Below are 21,518 nucleotides of genomic sequence, written 5' to 3'. Positions count from 1 at the left end.
GTCAGGCGCCGTCCTTGGTCCGGTTGGTCTGGTTCACGGTGTTGCGGGTGCCGATGACGGCCTGCCCGCCGTGCATGACGAGGTTGCCGATCGTGAAGTTCTGCACGTTGGCCTCGAACTCGGCGGTGTCCACGCCCTGCTCGCGCAGGTATCCGATGACCGCCTCGGTGACCGTCTTGTCGACGAGCTTGATGTACTTCGTGGCGTCCAGTTGCTGCATCGACTTGCGGATCTTCAGGACGAGGTCGTCGCCCTCCCGGACGTAGACCTTCCGCTGGGCGGCCACGTCGCGGACGCTGAACCGGGCGCCGTAGTCGTAGAAGCGGTACTCGTCGGCGTTGCGGCTGGACCGGGCCATCCGCGAGGACAGGAACAGCGCGTCCCAGCCGGCGCTGATCAGGTACCACGGCCCGCGCAGGTTGTCCTCGACGTAGTGGCGCAGGGTGTCCGACCAGGAGCGGGAGAGCACCCGGTCGGCGCGCAGGTTGTCGGCGATCCGGTATTCGTCGCGCAGCGGCAGCAGCACGTGCGCCACGAACTCGGCGTACAGCAGGCCGCCCTCGACGGCGAGGTGCACGAACGCGGTCACCGAGATCCCGGAGTCCTGGGCCGGCAGGATCGGGGCGCCGTCCCGGCCGGTGATCCGCTTGCCGTTGGCCGGGACGACCACCCGCAGGTAGTGCCGCAGGCCGCCCTGCGGGCACGCCTCGATCGCGTCGATCGTCTCGCTCGACGCGAAGGTGAGCGGTACTCGACTCTGCCGGTCGATCAGCGGGTCGTCGCTGCGCCGGGAGCCGTCCGCGGCCACGTACGCCACGGTGTAGATGTTCGGGATCCGCTCGCCGTCGCGCAGCCGGGTGTCGCGCATGCCGAGGATGGCGGCGTTCACCCGGCGGTTGAGCTCGTGCTGGTCGACCGGGACCCGGTCGCCGGCGTGCTCGCCGCCGTCCGGGCGCAGCGTGATGGCGAACGACCAGCCGTGCTCGAACTCACCGGCGCCGGCGAACGGGTTGGAGTCGTGCACCGCGATGTTGCCGCGCTGCATTCGCGCCACCGTGGCGATCCGCTGCTCCACCCGGTCGTTGCCGGAGCGCGGCGCGACCGCCCGGTTCTGCGGGGCCAGTTCGGTGAACATGATGTTGTAGGCGTACCAGCGGGAAAGGAACAGCGTCCCGGCCATCGCGGCGATCAGCGCGACCGGCAGGAACAGCGAGACGCCGGCGAACCCGGTGACCGCCTGTTCGATCATGTTGGAGGCGGTCGGCGACTCGGCGATCCGGAGCAGGCGCTCGCCCAGCCAGTCCGGGACGGCGTTCATCATCTGACCGAGGATGAACACCACGACGAGCAGCAGGATCAGGCCGGCGAAGCCGAGGCCGGCCACCGTGAGGAACGCGAACCGCAGCACCCGCAGCCGGCTCCCGCGCCCGGCCCGGGCCATCATGATCACCGCGCAGAGAGCCAGCCACCAGAACGTCCACCAGCTGCCCAGGCAGAGGCCGGCCAGCAGGATCGCGGTCACCAGCGCGTACCGGACGATCAGCAGCCGGCGGGCCCGCAGACAGTGCCGGACCACCGGGTCGAGGTCGAACCCGAACGACGGCGGCACCGCCTTGCGCTCGGACTCGAGGACCTCGCCGATCACGGCGTTGGCGTATTCGATGTCCACATAGGCCGCGCTGCACAGGCCGCGGGTGGTCTCGCTGTACTGCTCGGCGGGTGTGTAGGCCGGCATGCTGAGCGGCGTGTCGGGTCGGTCCACCGGTCGACCATATTGGCGGTGATCGCTGGAGCGGCACCCTCCGTACGGATGAAGCTCTTGCCGGTGGATTTCCTTCGTACCCGGGAAGAGCGCAACCACCCACGGGGTGTGTCGGACTCGTCGCCGGGTTGTCATCGGGCTGCGGAACGGCGGCGGCACCGTGGTCGGCATGGAGAAGAGACCGGAACTCTGGCGAAGATCCTGGCCGGCCCTGGTGATCGCCGCGGTGGCCGCCGGCGCCGCGATCCTGCTGCAGTGGCGCGGGTCGCCGATGGCGGCCGTGCTGGTGATGGTGGACGGGCTCATCGTGGCCGGCTATGCGATGGCGCGCAGGCGATCCGCCGGGCCGCGGCGATCCAGCGGGTCGCGACGATCCTCGGGAGGGCTATCGCGCCGGCGGTAACTGCCGATGGGGAAGGTGGCGACGCGTCGACCGAGGGGGAGGCTGCACACGTGGCGCAGTCCGTGCTGAACCGGGAGCAACCGGTCGACGTGGCGGTGATCCGCGCGCAGGACCCGGAGCCTGATCCGGCCCGCCAGGCGTACGTCACCCGGGTCTGGATGGCGTGGATGGCGGCGGCCACGCTGTTCTGTATCGGTCAGGCGTTCACGAGCCGGACCAGCGCTGCCGGCGGCCTCATGACGATGGTGATGCCGCTGATGTTCACGGCCGGCATCGTGACCGGTGTGGTGCTCAACCGGCCGCGGCCGCGCCGGCCGTGGCTCATGCTCGCCAGCGCCGGCCTGGTCACCGTCGTCGGCATGGTGATCTGGTTCGCCGGCATGGAGACCGTCGCGTTCGCCGTCTTCGCCACGGTGTATCCGCTCGAGGCGGCCGCGCTGCTGCTGATCGTCCGGGGCGGCTCGTGGCGGCAGGACCGGGCCGGCATGCTCGACACCGCGATGATCTGTGTCGGTCTCGGGCTGGCCTGCTGGCTGCTGGTGATCACCCCGTTGATGGGCGTCGAGGACGCGATCCCGGGGGATGTGCTGTCGGCGCTGTTCCCGTTCGGTGACGTGCTGCTGCTCGGCGTACTGATCCGGTTCTTCACCCTGCAGGGGATGCGCAACCCGGCGTTCTGGCTGATCAGCGTGGCGGTGCTGATGCAGGCGGTGAGTCACATGGCGTCGCTGCTGCCGCTGATCCTGTCGTTCGAGGCGCCGCAGCTGCGGCCGTTCACCTCGCTGGCCGCGTTCCTGATGGCCGGCGCGGCGATCCACCCGTCGATGCGCGTGCTCACCGGCCGGCCGATGCGCTCGGCCGCGGAGATGACGCTGCCCCGGGTGCTGCTGGTGAACCTGGCCTGCATGGCGGCGCCGGTGCTGCTGCTGGCGCAGGGCTACCTTCAGCACGAGGTCGACTGGAAGGCCGCCGGGATCGGCTGCATCATCCTGTTCGCGCTGGTCACGCTCCGGATGGTGGACCTCGTCGGCGAGGTGCAGGACAAGGCCCGCCAGCTCGAGGCGGTGGCGCACATCGACGCGCTCACGGCGCTGCCGAACCGGCGGGCCTGGGACATGGAGCTGGATCGGCGGATCGCGGCGGCCCGCCGGCACGGCACCCCGGTGGTGGTCGCGATCATCGACCTGGACTACTTCAAGCGGTTCAACGACGAGCACGGCCACCAGGGCGGCGACGAGTTGCTGACCTCGGCCGCGGCGGCCTGGCGCCAGCAGCTGCGCCCGGAGGACCTGCTGGCCCGGTACGGCGGCGAGGAGTTCGGGGCGATCTTCGACCACGCCCGGCTGGCCGACGCCGACGTGATCATCGAGCGGTTGCAGGCGGTCACGCCGGCCGGGCAGACGTTCTCGGCGGGCGCGGCGCAGTGGAACGGCACGGAGTCGGCCGACGAGTTGCTGGCCCGGGCGGACGCGGCCCTCTATGCGGCGAAGCGGGCCGGCCGGGACCGGCTCTACATCTCCAGCACGCGGTAGGGCGCGAGCACCCGGTCGATGCGCCGGGCCAGCCACGGGCCGAGCTCGCCCTCGCCGTCGATGGCCCAGGTCAGCTGGGCGCCGGCGTAGATCGCGTAGACGGTGTCGGCGAGTTCGGCCGGGTCGGCGCCGGTCAGGCCGGCCGCCCGGATCAGCTCGGTCAGGTGCGCGCGCAGCGCCCGGCTCTGCTTCACCGAGTGCTCGCGCAGGTCCTCGTCGGTGAGGTCGAGCTGCAGGAACGCCAGGTTGTTCGCCATGCCCTCGCGGGTCGTGATCGGCGCCGTGAACGCGACCAGGCCGTCGCGCAGCGCCTCGAGAGGGCCGGCGCCGGTGGCCCTGATCTCGTCGAAGACGGTGGTGACCGAGCCGGCCTCGCGGGTGGCGAAAGCGATCAGCAGGCCGCGCTTGGAGCCGTAGCGCTGGGTCAGGGCGGGCGGGGTGAGGCCGGCGCGGCGGGCCACCGCGGCCAGGGTCAGCCCGGCCGGTCCCGACTCGGTGACGGTCTGCGCCACCGCCTCGAAGATCTCGTCGTCGCTGACCGATCGTGGTCGTCCCGTCATGCCGTCATCCTAGGGGACCGCTTTACTTTACGTACGTTCATAAAGTAATTTCCCAGGCATGGCTCTTCTCCTTCTCTGCGCCGCGCAGGCAATGTTGATCATCGATGTGGTGGTGGTCAACGTGGCGATCCCGGCGATCCGCGCCGACCTCGGCATCCCCGACGCGCGCCTGGTTCTCACCTCGATCGCGTACACGCTCACCTTCGGCAGCCTGCTGATCGTTTTCGGGCGGGCCGGGGATCTGCTGGGACGATTGCGGCTTTTCGGGTACGGGCTGACGCTCTTCACGCTCGCTTCGCTCGCCACCGGCTGCGCCCAGACCGAGTGGCAGCTGCTGGCCGCCCGCGCCGTGCAGGGCGTCGGCGCCGCGATGGCCGCCCCGGCCGCCCTCGCCCTGCTCACCACGACGTTTCCGGAGGGCCCGCGGCGCAACCGGGCGCTCGGCTGGTGGGCCGCGGCCGGTTCGGCCGGCGCGATCGGCGGCCAGCTGCTCGGCGGCCTGATCACGAGCACGCTCGGCTGGCGCTGGATCTTCCTGATCAACGTCCCGGTCGGGGTGGCAGCCGTCCTCGCCGCCCGCCGGTACCTGGTGGAGACCCGGGTCCCGCGCCGGGCGCCGCTGGACCTCCGGGGCGCGGCCCTGCTGGTGTCCGGCCTGGCCGCGGCGATCCTCGCGCTCACCGGATGTCCGGTGCTCGCGGTCCCGGCCGCGATCCTGCTCGCCCTCTTCGTCCTGGTGGAGCGGCGCCACCCGGAACCGATCGTGGACGGCCGGCTGGTGAGCCGGGCGACCGTTCTCCTCGCCGTGAACGCGGGGACGCTCGGGGCCGCGCTCTTCTTCACGACCATGTACCTCCAGGTGGTGCTCGGCTACCCGGCCGTGCTGGTCGGCCTCGCCTTCGCGCCGGTCACGCTCGTCGTACTGGTGGTCTCGCCGCGGGCCGCCGCCCTCGTCGACCGCTACGGCACCCGCCCACTGCTGGCCGCCGGCTTCGTGCTGCTCGCCGCGGGAATGCTGCTGCTGGCCCGGATGCCGGCCGGCGGCAGCTATCTCCGCGACGTGCTCGGCCCTCTCCTCCTGCTGGCCGCCGGCAGCGGCCTCTCCTACGCGCCCACCTTCGTCGCCGGCACGGCGGGCGTCCCCGACGAGCGCCAGGGCGTGGCCTCGGGCCTGCTGAACTCGGCCCAGGAACTAGGCTCGGCGGCCGGCCTGGCCCTGCTCGGCGCACTGGCGGCAGCCGCCGCGGCCGGCAACGGGCTGACCCACGGCTATCGGGCCGGCCTGCTGGTGGCGGCCGGGTCGGTGCTCGCCTGCCTGTTCCTGATCCGCGGCCTGCCCAGCCGCAGGCTCGCTCCCTCGCGTGGCTGACGTGCCACCTTCCTCACGCGGCTCTCGTCCCGCGCATCCTGGTCCCGCGCATCCTGGTCCCGCGCGTTCTGGTCCCGCGCGTTCTGGTCCCGCGCGTTCTGGCCCCGCGCGCTTTCGTGCCGCGCGCCCTGCTGGTCCTGGGCGCTCTTCTGCCGCGCGCTCTCGTGCCGCGCGTCCTGGCCCCGCGCGTTCTGGTGCCGTGTGCCCTCGTCCCGCGCGGACCTTTCTCGTGCGGCCGGTGGTTCCGGCCGGCGGTAGCGCGGCGCCCGGGTGGGGACCGCATCCGCGACCACATCGGCGCGAGCCTCACCCGGCGACGCGGTCCTGGATCAGGTCGCGGACCGTGCGGGGCTCCCGGCCGAGCAGCTTCGCCAGCGCCGGATCCGACTCGGCGAAATCGCCGCGCCGGGCCGCCTGGAAGAAGCCGAGGAGCACCCGGGCGACGCCCTCCGGGGTGCCCCGCTCGATCTGCGCGGCGACCCACTCCTCGTCGCCGATCACGATTCGGCGGACCTCCCGGCCGGTGACGTCGGAGGCGATCCACGCGATGTCGTCGAACGTCACGGCGGCGCTCGCGGTCAGCGTGAGCGGTCCCTCGAAGGCCTCGTCGCCGGCCTGATCGCCCGTGTCGTCGCCAGCCTCGTTGCCGGTCTCACCGCCGGCCTTGTCGCTGGTCTGGTCGCCGGCCTTGTCGCTGGTCTGGTCGCTGGTCTGGTCGCTGGTTTTGGTGCCAGTCTTGTTGCGGGTCTCGTCGCAGGTCTCGTTGGCGGCGAGGATCACGGCGGCCGCCTCCGCGGCGTCGGCGCGGTCGGTCCAGGAGACCGGGCCGTCGGCGGGTGCGGCGATCACGCCGGTCTCCTGCCACGGGCCGAGCAGCCAGTCGAGGCTGTGCGCGTAGAAGCCGTTGCGCAGCGAGGTCCACGCCACCCCGCTGTCGGTGAGCGCGGCCTCGGCGGCGGCGTGGTGCGGCGCGGCCGCGAACGGGCTGGACGGGTCGGCGTTCTGGTGGCTGGTGTAGAGGATCCGGCGGGCACCGGCCCGCACCGCGATCGCGATCGCGGTGCGGTGCAGGGTGTCCTGGTCGGCGGCGAAGTCGTTCGAGGACACCAGCAACACCTGGTCGGCGCCCTCGAACGAGTCGAGCAGGGCGGCCGGGTCCTCGTAAGACCCGCGCCGCACCCGGACGCCCCGATCGGCGAAGTGCTGCGCCTTGGCGGGGTCGCGGACGCTCACGCCGATGCGGTGAGGGGAGACGCGGCCGAGCAGGTGCTCGACGGTGGCGCCGTTGAGCGCGCCGGTCGCGCCGGTGACGACGATCATGGTTGCCTCCTGTTATCGGCGGTACGCGAAACACGTTAGCACGGGAATCCGTACCGATAACAAGGTTTTGGTATCGTCGTTAACGTGGATGGCACAGAGAGCACGCGGACCCGCGACGGCGTGCGGGCGCGCCTGGTCGAGATCGCGGCGGGCCTGCTCGCCGAGGGTGGCCCGGCCGCGGTGACGACGCGCTCGGTGGCGCAGGCGGCGGGCGTGCAGGCGCCGACGATCTACCGGCACTTCGGCGACAAGCTGGGCTTGCTCGACGCGGTGGTCGTGCATGGGTACGAGACCTACACCGGCCGCAAACACGTCGACCCGGACGGCGACCCCGTCACCGGCCTGCGGGACGGTTGGGACCTGCACGTCGGGTTCGGGCTGGCGAACCCGGCCCTGTTCCGCCTCATGCACGCGGCCCTGCCGTCCGACGGGGGCAACGCCGCGGCCGAGGCGGGCGGGCGGGTGCTGTGGCAGCGCGTCCACCGGGTCGCCGCGGCGGGCCGGCTGCGGGTGAGCGAGCGGCGGGCCGTCGACCTGATCCGGTCGGCCGGTTCCGGCGTGGTGCTCACCCTCATCGACACGCCCGAGCCCGACCGCGACCCCGGCCTCGCCGACGCCGCCTGGGACGCCCTGGCCGCCGCGATCCTCACCGATCCGGTCACGTCACCGGCCGGCCCGGTCGCCGCGGCGGTCACCCTGCGGGCCGCGTTGCCCGAGCTCACGGCGTTCAGCGCGGCCGAACGCGAGCTGCTCGGCGAGTGGCTGGACCGCCTCGCGCGCTGAATTTTGTCGTACCCCCGTGGTGGACTCTCGGGCATGGGGATGGAGTTGATCGGTCATCGGCTGTCCGGCGCGGATCTGCAGGCGCTGCTGGACGACCCGTCCACCGTGGAGAAGATCCTCTACGGCGAGCTGGACGACGACGACGCGGAGATGCCCGAGCCCGAGCTCGATCTCGACAAGTCGTGGCACGCCGTCCACTTCCTGCTGACCGGCACGGCCTGGGGCATCGGCGACGACCCGGCCGGCGCGGCGGTCCTGGGCGGCATGGAGATCGGCGAGGACGGTGGCTACGGCCCACCGCGCTACCTCGTCCCCGACGACGTCCGGGCGGTGTCCGCCGCCCTGGACCGGCTCGGCGACGACACGCTGCGCGCCCGCTTCGACCCGGCAGCCCTGGACGCCGCCGACATCTACCCGGCCGGCTGGTCCGGCACCGACGTCGAGGGCCTGCTGGTCCATCTGGCCGAGCTGCGCGCTTTCTACCGGGCAGCCGCCGGGAACGGGGAGGGGGTGCTGCTGGCCCTTTGCTGACGTGCGGACCTGCGAGCCGCGGCCGACTCACCCGAGCCTGCCGGGCGCCTCGGGTGGGTCAGGTGAGGAGCTGGGCCAGGCGGGCTGCTCCGATGTTGCCGCCGGAGAGGATGACGCCTATCCGGGGTGGTGTCGCGTCGGGACGGGTGGGCGGAGTGAGCCGGCCCGAGAGGAGAGCGGCCAGACCTGAGGCGCCGCTGGGTTCGAGGACCAGCTTGAGGCGGTCCACGGCGAACTTCAGGGCGTCGCGGAGGTGGTCGTCGGTCACCAGGATCACGTCGTCGACGAGGTGTTTGTTGATGGAGAAGGTCAGTTCGCCGGGGATGGGGGCCGCCTGTCCGTCGGCGATCGTGCGGGGTACGGGTATGCGGATGCGCTCGCCCGCCTCCAGGGAGCGTTTCGTGTCGTCGCCTGCCTCCGGTTCGACGCCGATCACGCGGATGCCGGGCTGGACGCCCTTGGCCGCGGTGGCGCTGCCGGCGATCAGGCCGCCGCCGCCCACCGGTACGACCAGGGCGTCGAGCTCACCTGCCTCGTCGAGCAGTTCGAGGGTGGCCGTTCCCTGGCCGGCTATGACGTGCGGGTGGTCGTAGGGCGGGATCAGCGCCAGCCCGCGCTCGGCCGCGAGGGCGAGGCCGATCTCCTCGCGGTTCCCGGTGTACCGGTCGTAGGTGATGACCTCGGCGCCGTAACCGCGGACCGCGTCCATCTTGGAGACCGGCGTGTCCTCGGGCATCACGATGACGGCGCTGCTGCCGAGTTCGCGGGCGGCCAGGGCGACCGCCTGCGCGTGATTGCCGGACGAGTAGGTCACGATGCCGCGTGCGAGCTGCGCGGGGGAGAGGAGGGAGATCGCGTTGTAGGCGCCGCGGAACTTGAACGCCCCGATCCGCTGCAGGTTCTCCGCCTTCAGGACGACCCGGGCGCCGGTCAGGGCGTCGAGGGTGCGGGAGCGGATCACCGGCGTACGGTGGGCGATCCCCTCGATGCGCGCGGCCGCGTCCATGACGTCCCGTAACGACACCGTCACCATGCTTTGATCGTACGAAAGGCTCGGCGCTCCGGCAGGGTGAGCTGCACCCACCGTGGGGGCGTTCAGCTGGAGCCGCGGACGCGCAGAGTCGTGGGTAGGCGGCCCAGTAGCGGGGATGAAGGGTCCAGCAGGTGGTGGACTGCCGCGGCGGCCTCTTCCTCGACCGGCATGTAGACGGACGAGAGGTCGGCTGCTTCGGCCAGGGTGCTGCCGTCGAAGCCTACGACCGCTACGTCGTCGGGGACTCGGCGGCCGGATTCGCGCAGGGCCTGGAGGACGCCCATGGCGGTGACGTCGCAGGCGGCGAAGACGGCGTCGAGGCGGGGCTCGCGGGCCAGCAACTCCCAGGCGGCCGCGTAGGCGCGGGTACGAGTGAAGTCGCCGTTCACCGAGGCCACGGGTGCGGTCACGCCGTACAGGAAGCCTGCCCTGCGCTCCTCGGCGCACGGGGTCGGCGGGCCGAACACGGCGCCGATCCGGGTACGGCCGCCGGCGATCAGGTGGCGGGCCGCCTGGAGTCCGCCGTCGTAGTTGTCCGGGGCTACGTAGGAGACGCCCGGCGCCGACCGGCCCAGCGAGACCGTCCGGGACCGGCCGCCGGCCGGGGCGTCCGGCATGTTGATCAGCAGGCGGCCGAACGGCGGGTCGGTGTCGTGGCGGGGTGGTGCGGGGACGCGGCGTACCGAGAGGGCGATGCCGGATTCGCCGAGAGCTCGCAGCGCGCCGGTCAGGACCCGGCCGTAGAACGGCTTGGCGCTGAGCGCGTCCGGATCCGGGTCGACGATCAGGATCTCGATCCGGTCCTGCCCGCTCCGGCAGCTCCGGTCAGGGCGGTTCCATTCGCTCCGGTCCCGCCCGGAGTGGTTGTGGTCGCTACGGTCCTGCTCGCGCCGGTCCTGCGAGGGACGGTCCTGCTCGCGCCGGGCCTGCGAGGGGCGGTCCTGCGAGGGACGGTCCTGCTCTGCGCCGTCCCGGTCGCTGCTGTCCTGCACGGGGGCCCTGCCCGTGGCGAGGGCACGGGCCACCGCATGGGGTTCGAAACCCAGGCGGGCCGCCACCCGTCTCACGTGGTCGCGGGTTTCCGCCGAACTGCCGTAGACGCCGTTGATGGCCCGCGAAGCCGTGGCCCGCGACACCCCGGCCACGCGCGCCACGTCCGCGAGAGTCGGCCGTCGCTTCTCCATGGACGCGACGGTAATCGATGACGGTCACATCGCCGGCAGGGTGGGCGGGTGTCAGTGCGGACTGGTGCGGACCTCCGGGGCCGGGAGGCCGTCGAACCAGGAGGCCTCCCGGACGGCGTCGAGGATGCGGCGGCGGCCTGCGGGGTCCTGGCGGTCGATGAAGAGGATGCCGTCGAGGTGGTCGGTCTCGTGCTGCATGCACCGGGAGAGGATGCCGTCGCCGACCACCTGCACCGGGTCGCCGTGTTTCGTGTAGCCCTTGGCGAGGACGTTCATGCGCCGGCGGGTGTCGAGGTAGATGCCGGGGATCGAGAGGCATCCCTCGTACCCGTCCTGGATCTCCTCGTCCGGGAACTCCAGGACCGGGTTGACCAGGTGATCGAGTTTCCTGTCGTTGCCGGGCAGCTCGGGCGCGATCGCGAAGACGCGCAGGCTCACGCCGATCTGCGGTGCGGCGAGGCCGGCGCCCCGGCTCTCCGCGAGTGTCTCGTTGAGATCCTTCACCAGGCGGTGCAGCTCGGCGTCGAAATCGGTCACCGCGGCCGCGGCCTGGCGCAGCACCGGGTCGCCGACCTTTCGGATGTCCAGCACAGTCATGGATCAAGTCTCCCTCGCTCCGGCCCTGTCGCGCGACCGGGCAGGCCATGCGCGGTGGGCTTCCGGCGTACCCGGGAAAAAGCGCAAGCGGCGCGGGAAGCGCGCCCCCTAGGGTCGGCGCATGGAGGTCAGATCGGCGCGGGTGGATGACGCGGAGGCGCTCGCCGAGGTGCAGACGCGCAGCTCGCGGGAGGCCTATCGGGGGATCATGCCGGCGGAGCACCTCGATCGGATGGATGTGGCGCGGCGCCGGCGGGTGTGGCGGGACCTGATCGAGAACGACGAGGCGCCGGCCGGGACGCTCGTGCTGGAGGATGCGGGCGAGGGTGTGGTCGGGTTCGTCAACGTGGCGGCCGGTGACGGGCTCGGGGAGATCCGGGCCGTGTACGTGGTGCCGGAGCTCTGGGGCCGGGGCGGTGGACGGCTGCTGATGGCGGCCGGGCTGGAACGGCTGGCGGAGGCCGGGTATCGGGACGTGGTCCTGTGGGTGCTGGAAAAGAACGCGCGGGCCCGGCGCTTCTATGAGTCGGCCGGTTGGCGGGCCGACGGGACGTCCCGGACGGACGAGTCGCGAGGTGTCGCTCTGGTCACGATCCGCTATCGGCTGCGAATCTGAGTTTACGCTGCTCGGCATGTCACATCGATCGACGGGTTTCGCTGTCGTCGCGGTGATCTACGCGGTGGCCGGGCTGGTGGGGTGGACGATCGGCTTTTCGTACCCATTAATCACGTTTTATGCGGATATAGGTGCCACGATCGTCGTCTTCGTGGCGAGCATGATCGTGGGGAATGCCAGCGTCTACGACCCCTATTGGAGCGTCGCGCCCGCCGTGATCACCATGGCGTGGCTGGGCGATGCCGGGGCGCGACAGATCGCCGTGCTGGTGCTCATGCTGGCCTGGGCGATCCGGCTCACCGCGAACTGGGCCATGTCGTGGCGGGGCCTCGGCCACGAGGACTGGCGGTACACCCGGCTGCGCGGGCAACGGGTGCCGTTCTGGCTGGTCAACCTCGTGGGGATCCAGCTCGTGCCGACGCTCGTCGTCTTCGCTGCGCTGCTCCCGGTCTGGCCCGCCATGACGGTGACCGGCCGGCCGTGGAACTGGCTCGACGTCGTCGCCGTCGTGGTCACGGCCGGGGCCGTCGTCCTCGAGGCGACCGCGGACCGGCAGATGCACCGCTTCACGCGGGAGCCGGCGAACCGGGGGCGGATCATCGATCGGGGGCTGTGGCGGCACTCGCGGCACCCCAACTACCTCGGCGAGATCATGTTCTGGTGGGGGATGTGGCTGTTCGGGCTGGCCGCCGCACCCGGCTGGTGGTGGACGGTGGCTGGGCCGATCGCGGTGGTGCTGCTTTTCCGGTACGTCAGTATTCCGATGATGGATCGGCGGTCGCTGGAGCGGCGTCCCGGATATGCCGAGCACATGCGCCGGGTTCCGGCGCTGCTGCCGGTTCCGTTCTCGTCGTGAGTTTTTCGGTCTAGGTTCCTAGGATGCCTGCCTGCCTCTGCCGCGGGGTCGCCTTCTCGTGCGGGTTCCTTCTCGTGCGGGTTCCTTCTCGTGCGGGTTCCTTCTCCTGCGGGTTCCTTCTCCTGCGGGCTTCCTTCTCCTGCGGGTGACAAGGTGGGCCGGGAAGCGGGCTGCTGTGGCAACGTGGCTCGATGCTTCTGGGTGGGCGTTATGAGCTGCGAGGGCTGATCGGCCGCGGCGGCAGTGCCGAGGTGTGGCGGGGGTTCGATCGTCGGCTGGGGAGGGTCGTCGCCGTCAAGGTGCTGCGCCAGGGCGAGCCGGAACGGTTCGAGCGCGAGGCCCGTACCGTGGCGAAGCTGGCACATCCGGCCATCGTGGCCGTTCACGACGCCGGGGCCGATCAGGGGTTGCTCTACCTCGTCATGGAACTCGTCGACGGGGCCAGCCTCGCCGAGCGTCTCGAGTACGGGGCACTGGAGATCGCCGAAGCCGCCCGGATCGCGATCCAGGTGTGCGCCGCCCTGGAGGTGGCCGCGGCGGCCGGCGTGGTGCACCGGGACGTGAAGCCCGGCAACATCCTGCTGACCGGGGACGGCGGGGTGAAGGTCTGCGACTTCGGGCTGGCCCGGGCGGCGGGCACGGCCGGGAGCCGGGGGATGAGCGGGACCAGCGGATACATGGCGCCGGAACAGGTGGCCGGGGGCGCCGTCGATGTGCGGACCGATTTGTACGGGCTGGGCTGCGTCCTCTACGCGATGGTGGCCGGGTGTCCGCCGTTCAGCGGAGACAGTCCGTGGCAGCACCTCGAGGAGACGCCGGTGCCGGTTGGCGAGCTCCGGGTCGGTGTGCCTGTAGCTCTCGATCTGCTGATCCGGGGGCTGCTCGCGCGGTATCCGGCGGATCGGCCGTCGACGCCGGGAGAGGTTCGGGCCGTCTTGCAGGCGGCGGAGGTGTCGGGAATTTCGGAAATATCCGGCGAGGGAAGGGAGGCGGCGGCGGGAACGGCGGCGGCGGGAGTGGTGACGTGGCGGAGGCTGTCGCGGCTGCGGCCTGTTCTCGTGGCCCTGAGTTCGGCGGGTGTGGTGGCGGCAGGCTGCGCTTTCGTCATGGCGGAAGGGCCGGGGGATACCGGATCGGGGAGGAACGGGACTCGGGGAGCCGGGCCTCAGGCCGCGCCCGCGGTGAGCAGCCCGGTCCTGCCGTCCGCGTCGCCCGCCGTCTCGCCCGTCGTCTCGCCCGTCGTCTCACCTGTCTTCTCGCCGAGCAGCCGGACGACGCCGGTCGCTGAGCGGGTTCCGCCGGCCGCTGGCAGGACGCCGGAGGTTGAGGAGACGACGCCTTCCGGCTGCCGCCCGGGACGCGACCAGCACGCCGGCGACGATGCCAAGCCCGGCCGGAAAGGGTGTGCCGGCTCCGCCGCCTCGGCGCGGGAGGGGCGGCGCGGTGGGGAATGAACCCACACAGGACCGCGCGACGGCGTAGGGGTCAGGCCGGTTGCTTCCGGCGTACCGAAGAAGGGGTTTTCTGGCCCAGAAGGATGCCGCCGAAAACCAGGAGCAGGCCGAGGATCTGGCGCGGGGACAGGATCTCGCCGGCGATGAGGACGCCGAGCAGGACGCCGGTGGCCGGGTTGAGGAGGCCGATCAGGCCGACCGTGCCGGCGTCGAGGTGGCGGAGGCCGGTGAACCAGGCGGCGAAGGCGAGGGCCGTGGCGATGATCGTGACATAGGCGAAAGCGGTCAGCTCGGTGCCGGTGAGCCTGGGAGGGGCGCCCTCGATCGTGACGGCGGCGGCCACCAGCATGAGGCCGCCGGCGATGAGCTGCCAGGAGGTCAGTGAGAAGACGTCGACGCCGGCGCTCCACTTCTTCGCCAGGATGTAGCCGAACGACGACATCACCATGGCGGCGACCGAGGCCAGGACGCCGTGGGCGTTCACGGACACCGGGCCGGTCAGCAGCATGAGGCAGACCCCCGCGATGCCGGTGGCGGCGCCGGCCAGGTGCAGCGCCTGCGGGCGTTCGGCGAGGGCCATCCAGGCGAAGAGCATGAGTACGACCGGAGAAGTCGCCATGATCGTCGAAGCGATGCTGGTGGGGAGGGTCTGCGCGGCCAGGTAGACGAGGGCGAAGAACGCGCCCATGTTGAGCGTGCCGAGGACCAGCGACCGCCACCACCAGACGCCGGTCGGCATCCGGCGCCGGACCAGGAGCAGCAGCAGGCCCGCCGGGAGCGCCCGGATGGCGGCGCCGTAGAGCGGGTAGCCGGCCGGAAGCCACCGCTGGGTGACGTAGTACGTGGTGCCCCACGCGATCGGCGCGACGGCGGTGATCAGTACCCAGCGCAATCTAGCTTCCATGGAAGCTAATATAGCTTCCTCGGAAGATATATGCTGACCTGGTGACCGAAGACCATGTCGCCCGGATCCAGCAGGAGTGGGCCCGCGAACGACCCGACGTCGACGTGACGCCGCAGGGCGTGATCGGGCGGCTGCACCGCCTCAGCGCGCACCTGACCGAGCAGCTCTGCGTGGTCTACCGGCGGTTCGGGCTCGGCGAGGGCGAGTTCGACGTGCTCGCGACGCTGCGGCGGGCCGGCGAGCCGTACGAGCGGGCGCCCGGGGAGCTCGCCGCGTTCACGATGGTGACCACCGGGGCGATGACCAAGCGGATCGACCGGCTCGAACGGGACGGGCTGGTGACCCGGCGGCCGAGCGCGCGCGACGGGCGCGGCCGGGTGGTGGCGCTCACGCCGGCCGGCCGGGAACTGATCGACCGGGCGTTCACCGAGCACATGCGCAACGAGCGGCGGCTGCTCGACGAGCTGTCCCCGGAGGACGCGGCCGCACTGGAGGCGTTGCTGACCAGGTGGCTGGCCCGCTTCGAGCGATGACCGGGTCAGCGGCGGCGGTCGAGTTCCCGGTTCAGCGTGACGGCGGCGTCGATGAGGGCCAGGTGGGTGAACGCCTGCGGGAAGTTGCCGAGCTGCTCCCCGGTCAGCCCGATCTCCTCGGAGTAGAGGCCCAGATGATTCGCGTACGTCAGCATCTTCTCGAACGTGAACCGGGCCTTGTCCAGCTCGCCGGCGGCGGCCAGGGCCGTCACGTACTGGAACGTGCAGAGCGAGAAGGTGCCCTCGTCGCCGCGCAGCCCGTCCGGTGAGGCGGCCGGGTCGTACCGGTAGACCAGGCTGTCGGTGACCAGCTCGGACTCCATCGCCCGCAGCGTCGACGCCCACATCGGATCGCCCGGCGTGATGAACCCGACCGTCGGCATGCGCAGCAGCGACGAGTCGAGGACGTCGGTCCGGTAGTGCTGGCGGAACGCCTGCCGCTCCGTGCTCCAGCCGCGCTGCATGATCTCGTCGTAGATGGCGTCGCGGGCCTGCCGCCAGGTGTCGACCGGCGCCGGCCGGCCGTACTCGGCGGCCATCCGCAGGCCGCGGTCGAGGGCCACCCAGCACATCAGCCGGCCGTACGTGAAGTCCTGCCGGCCGCCGCGGGTCTCCCAGATGCCCTCCTCCGGCTGCGACCAGTTCGCGGCGACCCAGTCGACCAGGTCGCGCATGGCGAGCCAGCCCCGATGGCCGGGCGCCAGGCCGTTGCGGTGCGCCACGTACAGGCTGTCCAGGGCCTCGCCGTAGATGTCGAGCTGCAGCTGGTCGGCGGCGCCGTTGCCGATCCGCACCGGCGCCGAGTTCCGGTAGCCGGACCAGTGCGGCAGGCTCTCCTCGATCAGGTCGCTGGAGCCGTCGATGCGGTACATGATGTCGAGCGGGCCGGTGTCGCTCTTGTCGGCCTGCTCCTCGACCCGGTCGCGCAGCCAGCGGGCCAGCGCCGCGGCCTCGTCGGTGAAGCCGAGCGACAGCAGCGAGTAGACCGAGAACGACGCGTCCCGGACCCAGGTGTAGCGGTAGTCCCAGTTGCGCTCGCCGCCGACCTGCTCGGGCAGGGCCGCTGTCGGCGCCGCGACCAGGGCGCCGGTCGGCGCGTACGTCATCAGCTTCAGGGTGATCGCCGAGCGGTTCACCATCTCCCGCCAGCGGCCGGCGTACGTGCACCGGTTGATCCAGTCCGACCAGAACCGCTCGGTCTCCTCGAAGAGCCGCAGCGCCTCGGACACCGGCATCGCGTCGAGGGTGCCGGGACCGGTCTCCAGGACGAGGCCGCGTGCCTGACCCGCGGCCAGGCGCAGCTCACCGCGCACGTCACCGTCCGGGTCCACGCTCGACCGGCCGAGATGCTCGTCGCCGGGATCGCGGATGAACCGTACCCTCAGGATGTTCTTCTCGCCCTCGCAGACCACGCCGTCGTCGCTCGCGTGCGTGCGGAACGACTCCCGGCCGTAGTCGAACCGCGGCGCCAGGTCGAACGCGAAGGTCATCTCACCGCGGACGCAGCGGACCAGGCGCACGAGGCGGTGCCGCTTGTTGCCGTCGTGGTCGGTGGCGATCGGCATGAAGTCGACGATCTCGCCGACCCCGCCGCCGGTGAGGAAGCGGGTCACCAGGATCGCGGTGTCCGGGAGGTAGAGCTGCTTCGAGGTGAACGTCCCGCCGGTGGGCCGGGTCTTCAGGTGCCCGCCGCGATCGGTGTCGAGCAGCGCGCCGAAGATGCTCGGCGAGTCGAACCGGGGCGCGCACCACCAGTCGACGGTGCCGTCGGTGGAGACCAGGGCGGCCGTCTGGAGGTCGCCGATCAGGCCGTGGTCGGCGATGAGCGGGAAGTCAGCCATGCCGTCACCATGGCTCCCGCGCCCCGGCCGGACATCATTCCGCGCGGATGATTCGAAGAAGGCCGAAGCGGATGATTCAGAGCAGGCAGAACTCCTGGCCCTCCGGGTCGGCGAGGACCGTCCAGCGGAAGTCGCTGTTCACGACCGTGGCACCCAGGGCGAGCAGAGGCTCGATGTCCCCGACGAGGTCGAGGTGGGAGCGGTGCCGGAGATCCCCGTCGTTGCGGGAGAACTCGAGATAGGGCCCGGTGTCCGCCCGCCGCATCCGTACGAAGTCGTCGGTCAGCGTCTCGGCGGTCCACCCGAGCGCCTCGGTCCAGAAGCGGCGCGGCTCGGCGCAGTCCACCACCACGGCCGCGATCGGCCCGGTGTCCCGGTAGACCTCCCGCGGCTCCAGGACGCAGAACAGGTTGCCCTCCGGGTCGGCCAGGACCGTCCACGGCACGTCGCCCTGGCCGATGTCCGCCGGGGTGGCGCCCAGCCCGATCAGGCGCGCGACGAGCTCCCGCTGATGCCGCTCGGAGGTGGTCGCCAGGTCGATGTGGACGCGGTGCCGCACCGTCTCCGGGTCCGGTACCCGGATGACGTCGAGGACCACGTCGTGCGAATCCGGCCAGCGGAAACCCTCGGGGGTGACGCTGGTGGCGCCGTCGTGGGCGCCCCCGGCGTTCCAGCCGAGGGCCTCCGCCCAGAACCGGCCCACCGCCTCGTCGTCGCGGGCCTTGAGGTTGACCTGAACGAGTCGCAGTGCCACGAGCGTGATCCTAGCTACACGGAACGAGCCGTCGTGATGCCTCCGTCGACGGCGATCTCGGCGCCGTGGATGTAGCCGGCGCGCTCGGAGAGCAACCAGGCCACCGCGTCGGCGATCTCCTCGGGGGTTCCGGGGCGCCCGGCGGGCGTGCCGGCGGTCATGTGGGCGATGACGTCGCCGTCGGCCGCGTTGATCGGGGTGCGGGTCGCTCCGGGGGAGACGGTGTTGACCCGCACGCCGCGGGGGCCGAACTCGGCGGCCCAGCTGCGGGCGAGCTGGATCTCGGCGGCCTTGGTCGCGGAGTACAGCCCGACGAAGGGGTGCCCGACGTGGGCCATCCACGAACCGATGACGACGATCGCGCCGTGGCCGCGTGCGGCCATCGCGGGGGCCAGCGCCGCGGTCAGCACGTGCGGGGCGCGGATGTTCACGGCGAGGGTCGCCTCCAGGTCGGTGTCGGTGAGGCTCACCGTGTCGACGGCCGGGCACAGGGCGGCGTTGTGGACCACCGCGTCCAGCCGCCCTCCGGTGGCCTCGATGGCGGCGCGGGCGAAGTCCCGCAGCGACTCGGGTGGGCCGGTCAGGTCGGAGGGGACGAAGACGGCTCGTCCGCCGCTGCCTTCGATGCCGGCGACGACGGCCGCGCCGCGAGCACGATCGCGGCCGGTGACGACGACGTGCCATCCCTGCGCGGCCAGGGTGCGGGCGGTGGCGGCACCGATGCCGCTGGTGGAACCGGTGATCAGAACGGTGGAAGTCATGATCACTAGCTCACCCGGGACGCGCGGCTCGCACCAGGGCGCGTCCTGCCTGGGCACCGCATGACCAGGTTCGTGCCGCCGCCGGCTCCTATGCTGGCTGGGTGCCTGCTGATCGTGCTGCTCTCGGGGCGTTCCTGCGGTCCCGGCGTGACCGCCTGACGCCTGCCCAGGCCGGCATCACCGCCTTTCCCGGCCCCCGGCGGGTTCCCGGTCTGCGCAAGGAGGAGCTCGCCCTGCTCGCCGGGCTGAGCCCGGACCACTACAGCCGCCTGGAGCAGGGACGCCAGCACACCGTCACCGACGAGGTGGTGCGGGCGCTGTCCCGGGCGCTGCAGCTCGACGAGATCGAGCGCGCGCACCTGCGTGACCTGGCCGCTCCGGCCTCGCATCGGCGGTGGGCGGGCCCGGAGGCCGCTCAACGGCCCGATCCGGGGATGCTGCGCCTGATGGAAGCGCTGAGCCACATCCCGGCGCTGCTGCTGGGCCGGCGTTCGCAGGTGCTGGCCCGCAACGAGATGTTGAGAGCGGTGCTGGGGCCGGGGCTGGAGCCGGGGTCGTCGTTCGCGCGCTGGCTGTTCCTGGACCCCGGCGCGCGGGTGCGCATCGCGAACTGGGCCGACTTCGCCCCCGCCGCGGTCGGGGCGCTGCGCTACGAGGTGGGCCGCCACCCCGACGATCGCCGCCTGGCCGGTCTGGTGGAGGAGCTGCGCCGGAGCGATCCCGACGTCGCACGGTGGTGGGACGACCAGCGGGTCACCTTCCGCACCTCGATGACCAAGCACCTGGCCCACCCGGCCGCCGGCCCGCTCACGTTCGGCGTCGAGTCCGTGATCGGGCCACACGATCCGGAACAGCGCCTGGTGGTCTACACCGTCGAACCCGATTCGCCCACGGCACGGGTGCTTCCCCTCCTGGCGAGTTGGGCGGCCGGGCCGCAGGAGTCCGTTCAGGTCGATGGCAGCTGACTTCACGGTCCATCCGGTGGGGCGCGTCGCGTCGCCCCTGCGGGACGCCGCGGCCGCGCCGAAGCAGGGCGACGAGGGTGCGCCCCCTGCATGGCTGATCTTCGATTCCGAGTACGCCGGAGCGCTCGCCGACGTCCGCCCCGGCGCCGAGATGCTGCTGCTCACCTGGCTGGACCGGGCCGATCGCGGCGTCCGCGAGGTGCGCCCGCGCGACGACCCCGGCCGGCCGCTCACCGGCGTCTTCAGCACCCGCTCCGCGGACCGCCCGAATCCGATCGGCCTGCACCGCGTCACGATCGCCGAGATCGACGGCGTCCGCCTCCGGGTGACCGCCCTGGAGGCCCTCGACGGCACCCCGATCCTCGATCTCAAGCCGGTCCTGGACCCCGCCACCGACCGCTGAGCCGGGAACCGCATCCACTCTTGCCGATGCCCTTGCGGGTCGCTATGTTAATGAAAAATCACACGGTGACGAACCGGAAACATCGTTGTATCACCAGTGTGGTTGCCCTTTTCGCCTCGCGGTTGGTAGGTAAGCGAATGCAGAATCTCAGCAGAAGGCGCGTTCTGACCCTCGGTGCCGCGCTGGGCCTGGCGGGCGCCGCGGCGCCGTCGGCGGCGTGGGGATGGTCGTCGGCGGGGTCGATCGCCGGCACCGACACGATCACCGATCCGTGGCTGGTGTGGGACGACGCCACCGACCCGCTGCTCGTCGACCTCCTCGAGAACGGGCAGATCCCGGCCGTCAACACGGCCTTCGACAAGTGGGTGAACAACGGCGACGCGCTGCCGGCCGGCCTGCCCGCGAACCTGACGGCCTGGCTGCGGGAGCACAACCGGCTGCCGTCCTGGGCCGACCAGACGAAGCTGGCCCGGGCCGCGCAGTTCAACAAGCGCATGAGCATGTACCTGTTCCTGCTCTACGGGCTGGGCAGCGGGATCATGAGCACGGTGGTGCCGCGCGAGGCACGCAACGTCTACTGGTCCGAGGGCGGCGCGGACATGAAGGCGCGTGCGGCCAAGACCTTCACCTACGGGTACGACCTGAGCGCGCTGGACGCCTTCCAGCCCAGCGGTGGATTCGTCGTCACCTCGAACAAGACCCGGCTCACCCACGCGGCCGTCCGGCACCTGCTGCCGCAGTCGGCGAAGTGGCGCGCCGTCACCGACGACCAGGACTTCATCCCGATCAGCAACGGCGACATCCTGGTCACCTTCCACACCCTCGGCACCTACGTGCACGGGAAGCTGAAGTCCTGGGGGATCCGGATGTCAGCGGCCGAGGAGGAGGCGTACCTGCATCAGTGGCAGGTGGCGCTGCACCTGCTCGGGGTGCGCGACGACTTCATCCCGGCGAGCTGGGCGGCCGCGAAGCAGCAGTCGGCGTACGTGCTGACGCCGCTGCTCGCGCCCACGCCCGAGGGCATCGACCTGGCCGACATCCTGCTCAACCTGGTGTCGCAGGTGGACCTCGGCGTCACCCGCGGATTCCAGCGGGAGTTCGCCCGGTACGTGCTCAGTGACAAGATCGGCGACTGGCTGAAGCTGCCCCGCGACTACGCCTCGCGCACGGTCATCGAGGTGGGCTGGCCGACGTACGTGGCGTTCCGCGAGGGGCTGTCCCCGGTCATCCCGACCACCTTCTCGGTGTTCGACCGGTTCGTGCGGGGCCTGGCGATGCTGTTCCTCAACAACGGGACGTCGCCGACGTACACGCCCATCACGATCCCGACCGGCAACCGGCCCGGCGCCTAGGGTCC

Annotated in this window: 22 protein-coding genes; 12 read left to right on the top strand and 10 right to left on the bottom strand. The window is 71.7% G+C overall.

The annotated features are described in order from the left end of the window. Window position 1: 1 nt before the first annotated feature. Window positions 2-1,762 (bottom strand): hypothetical protein, encoded by a 1,761-nt coding sequence (locus AB0G10_RS34470; RefSeq protein ID WP_360931512.1) that lies wholly within the window; start codon window positions 1,760-1,762, stop codon window positions 2-4. A gap of 169 nt (window positions 1,763-1,931) precedes the next feature. On the opposite strand from AB0G10_RS34470, the gene AB0G10_RS34465 reads away from it, so the two are divergent. Both AB0G10_RS34465 and AB0G10_RS34460 read left to right on the top strand, forming a co-directional pair. Continuing rightward, window positions 1,932-2,165, top strand: a complete 234-nt coding sequence (locus tag AB0G10_RS34465) for a hypothetical protein (RefSeq protein WP_360931509.1) — start codon at window positions 1,932-1,934, stop codon at window positions 2,163-2,165. A gap of 50 nt (window positions 2,166-2,215) precedes the next feature. Continuing rightward, entirely contained in the window at window positions 2,216-3,697 is a 1,482-nt protein-coding gene (locus tag AB0G10_RS34460) for a GGDEF domain-containing protein (RefSeq protein ID WP_360931506.1), read from the top strand. Here the strand turns inward: AB0G10_RS34460 and AB0G10_RS34455 are convergent. Next, window positions 3,676-4,257, bottom strand: coding sequence for a TetR/AcrR family transcriptional regulator (locus AB0G10_RS34455; protein WP_360931503.1), 582 nt, complete (start codon window positions 4,255-4,257; stop codon window positions 3,676-3,678). The two genes, AB0G10_RS34460 and AB0G10_RS34455, sit on opposite strands and share 22 nt — an antisense overlap. A 58-nt stretch (window positions 4,258-4,315) precedes the next feature. Here AB0G10_RS34455 and AB0G10_RS34450 point away from each other — a divergent pair, with 58 nt between their 5' ends. Beyond that, a complete protein-coding gene (locus tag AB0G10_RS34450; protein WP_360931500.1) occupies window positions 4,316-5,626 on the top strand; it encodes an MFS transporter in 1,311 nt (436 codons plus the stop codon). Window positions 5,627-5,932: 306 nt separating this feature from the next. Here AB0G10_RS34450 and AB0G10_RS34445 read toward each other — a convergent pair whose 3' ends face one another. Then, window positions 5,933-6,946, bottom strand: coding sequence for an NAD(P)H-binding protein (locus AB0G10_RS34445; RefSeq protein WP_360931497.1), 1,014 nt, complete (start codon window positions 6,944-6,946; stop codon window positions 5,933-5,935). Between the two features lie 84 nt (window positions 6,947-7,030). Between AB0G10_RS34445 and AB0G10_RS34440 the strand changes: the two genes are divergently transcribed. Continuing rightward, on the top strand, window positions 7,031-7,729 hold the full coding sequence (locus AB0G10_RS34440; protein ID WP_360931494.1) for a TetR/AcrR family transcriptional regulator: 699 nt from the start codon (window positions 7,031-7,033) through the stop codon (window positions 7,727-7,729). Window positions 7,730-7,762: 33 nt separating this feature from the next. Next, window positions 7,763-8,260 (top strand): YfbM family protein, encoded by a 498-nt coding sequence (locus AB0G10_RS34435; protein ID WP_360931491.1) that lies wholly within the window; start codon window positions 7,763-7,765, stop codon window positions 8,258-8,260. 58 nt (window positions 8,261-8,318) lie between these two features. On the opposite strand, the gene AB0G10_RS34430 is transcribed toward AB0G10_RS34435, so the two are convergent. The 3 genes from AB0G10_RS34430 to def form a co-directional block, all read right to left on the bottom strand. After that, on the bottom strand, window positions 8,319-9,293 hold the full coding sequence (locus AB0G10_RS34430; RefSeq protein WP_360931488.1) for a pyridoxal-phosphate dependent enzyme: 975 nt from the start codon (window positions 9,291-9,293) through the stop codon (window positions 8,319-8,321). Window positions 9,294-9,355: 62 nt separating this feature from the next. Further along, on the bottom strand, window positions 9,356-10,477 hold the full coding sequence (locus AB0G10_RS34425) for a substrate-binding domain-containing protein (protein WP_360931485.1): 1,122 nt from the start codon (window positions 10,475-10,477) through the stop codon (window positions 9,356-9,358). Between the two features lie 51 nt (window positions 10,478-10,528). Then, the gene (def, locus tag AB0G10_RS34420) at window positions 10,529-11,074 is read right to left on the bottom strand and encodes a peptide deformylase (RefSeq protein WP_360931482.1); all 546 of its coding nucleotides are present in this window, start codon (window positions 11,072-11,074) and stop codon (window positions 10,529-10,531) included. A 121-nt stretch (window positions 11,075-11,195) separates the two neighbouring features. Here def and AB0G10_RS34415 point away from each other — a divergent pair, with 121 nt between their 5' ends. The 3 genes from AB0G10_RS34415 to AB0G10_RS34405 all read left to right on the top strand — a co-directional run bounded on the left by AB0G10_RS34415 (window position 11,196) and on the right by AB0G10_RS34405 (window position 14,000). Beyond that, window positions 11,196-11,690 (top strand): GNAT family N-acetyltransferase, encoded by a 495-nt coding sequence (locus AB0G10_RS34415; RefSeq protein ID WP_360931478.1) that lies wholly within the window; start codon window positions 11,196-11,198, stop codon window positions 11,688-11,690. 16 nt (window positions 11,691-11,706) lie between these two features. Then, the gene (locus AB0G10_RS34410) at window positions 11,707-12,546 is read left to right on the top strand and encodes a DUF1295 domain-containing protein (protein WP_360931475.1); all 840 of its coding nucleotides are present in this window, start codon (window positions 11,707-11,709) and stop codon (window positions 12,544-12,546) included. Between the two features lie 191 nt (window positions 12,547-12,737). Next, the gene (locus AB0G10_RS34405; RefSeq protein WP_360931472.1) at window positions 12,738-14,000 is read left to right on the top strand and encodes a serine/threonine-protein kinase; all 1,263 of its coding nucleotides are present in this window, start codon (window positions 12,738-12,740) and stop codon (window positions 13,998-14,000) included. A gap of 31 nt (window positions 14,001-14,031) precedes the next feature. Here AB0G10_RS34405 and AB0G10_RS34400 read toward each other — a convergent pair whose 3' ends face one another. Then, window positions 14,032-14,904, bottom strand: a complete 873-nt coding sequence (locus tag AB0G10_RS34400) for a DMT family transporter (protein ID WP_360931469.1) — start codon at window positions 14,902-14,904, stop codon at window positions 14,032-14,034. A gap of 41 nt (window positions 14,905-14,945) precedes the next feature. On the opposite strand from AB0G10_RS34400, the gene AB0G10_RS34395 reads away from it, so the two are divergent. Beyond that, window positions 14,946-15,437, top strand: coding sequence for a MarR family transcriptional regulator (locus tag AB0G10_RS34395; protein WP_360931466.1), 492 nt, complete (start codon window positions 14,946-14,948; stop codon window positions 15,435-15,437). A gap of 5 nt (window positions 15,438-15,442) precedes the next feature. On the opposite strand, the gene AB0G10_RS34390 is transcribed toward AB0G10_RS34395, so the two are convergent. From AB0G10_RS34390 to AB0G10_RS34380, 3 genes are all read right to left on the bottom strand, one after another. After that, the gene (locus AB0G10_RS34390; protein ID WP_360931463.1) at window positions 15,443-17,278 is read right to left on the bottom strand and encodes a glycoside hydrolase family 15 protein; all 1,836 of its coding nucleotides are present in this window, start codon (window positions 17,276-17,278) and stop codon (window positions 15,443-15,445) included. A 76-nt stretch (window positions 17,279-17,354) separates the two neighbouring features. Continuing rightward, window positions 17,355-18,032: a VOC family protein gene (locus AB0G10_RS34385; protein WP_360931460.1), complete on the bottom strand. Its 678-nt coding sequence runs from the start codon at window positions 18,030-18,032 to the stop codon at window positions 17,355-17,357. Window positions 18,033-18,046: 14 nt separating this feature from the next. Then, window positions 18,047-18,793, bottom strand: coding sequence for an SDR family oxidoreductase (locus tag AB0G10_RS34380; RefSeq protein ID WP_360931457.1), 747 nt, complete (start codon window positions 18,791-18,793; stop codon window positions 18,047-18,049). Window positions 18,794-18,894: 101 nt separating this feature from the next. On the opposite strand from AB0G10_RS34380, the gene AB0G10_RS34375 reads away from it, so the two are divergent. From AB0G10_RS34375 to AB0G10_RS34365, 3 genes are all read left to right on the top strand, one after another. Beyond that, window positions 18,895-19,758: a helix-turn-helix transcriptional regulator gene (locus AB0G10_RS34375; RefSeq protein WP_360931454.1), complete on the top strand. Its 864-nt coding sequence runs from the start codon at window positions 18,895-18,897 to the stop codon at window positions 19,756-19,758. Then, window positions 19,748-20,161, top strand: coding sequence for a tRNA (N6-threonylcarbamoyladenosine(37)-N6)-methyltransferase TrmO (gene tsaA / locus AB0G10_RS34370; protein ID WP_360931451.1), 414 nt, complete (start codon window positions 19,748-19,750; stop codon window positions 20,159-20,161). Before AB0G10_RS34375 ends, tsaA begins: the two co-directional genes overlap by 11 nt. 137 nt (window positions 20,162-20,298) lie before the next feature. Continuing rightward, window positions 20,299-21,513 (top strand): oxygenase MpaB family protein, encoded by a 1,215-nt coding sequence (locus tag AB0G10_RS34365; protein WP_360931448.1) that lies wholly within the window; start codon window positions 20,299-20,301, stop codon window positions 21,511-21,513. The last annotated feature ends 5 nt before the right edge of the window (window positions 21,514-21,518 follow it).

The sequence above is a fragment of the Actinoplanes sp. NPDC023714 genome, assembly GCF_040639855.1.
Lineage (GTDB): Bacteria > Actinomycetota > Actinomycetes > Mycobacteriales > Micromonosporaceae > Actinoplanes.
This window is presented reverse-complemented; position numbering and strand designations above follow the sequence as displayed.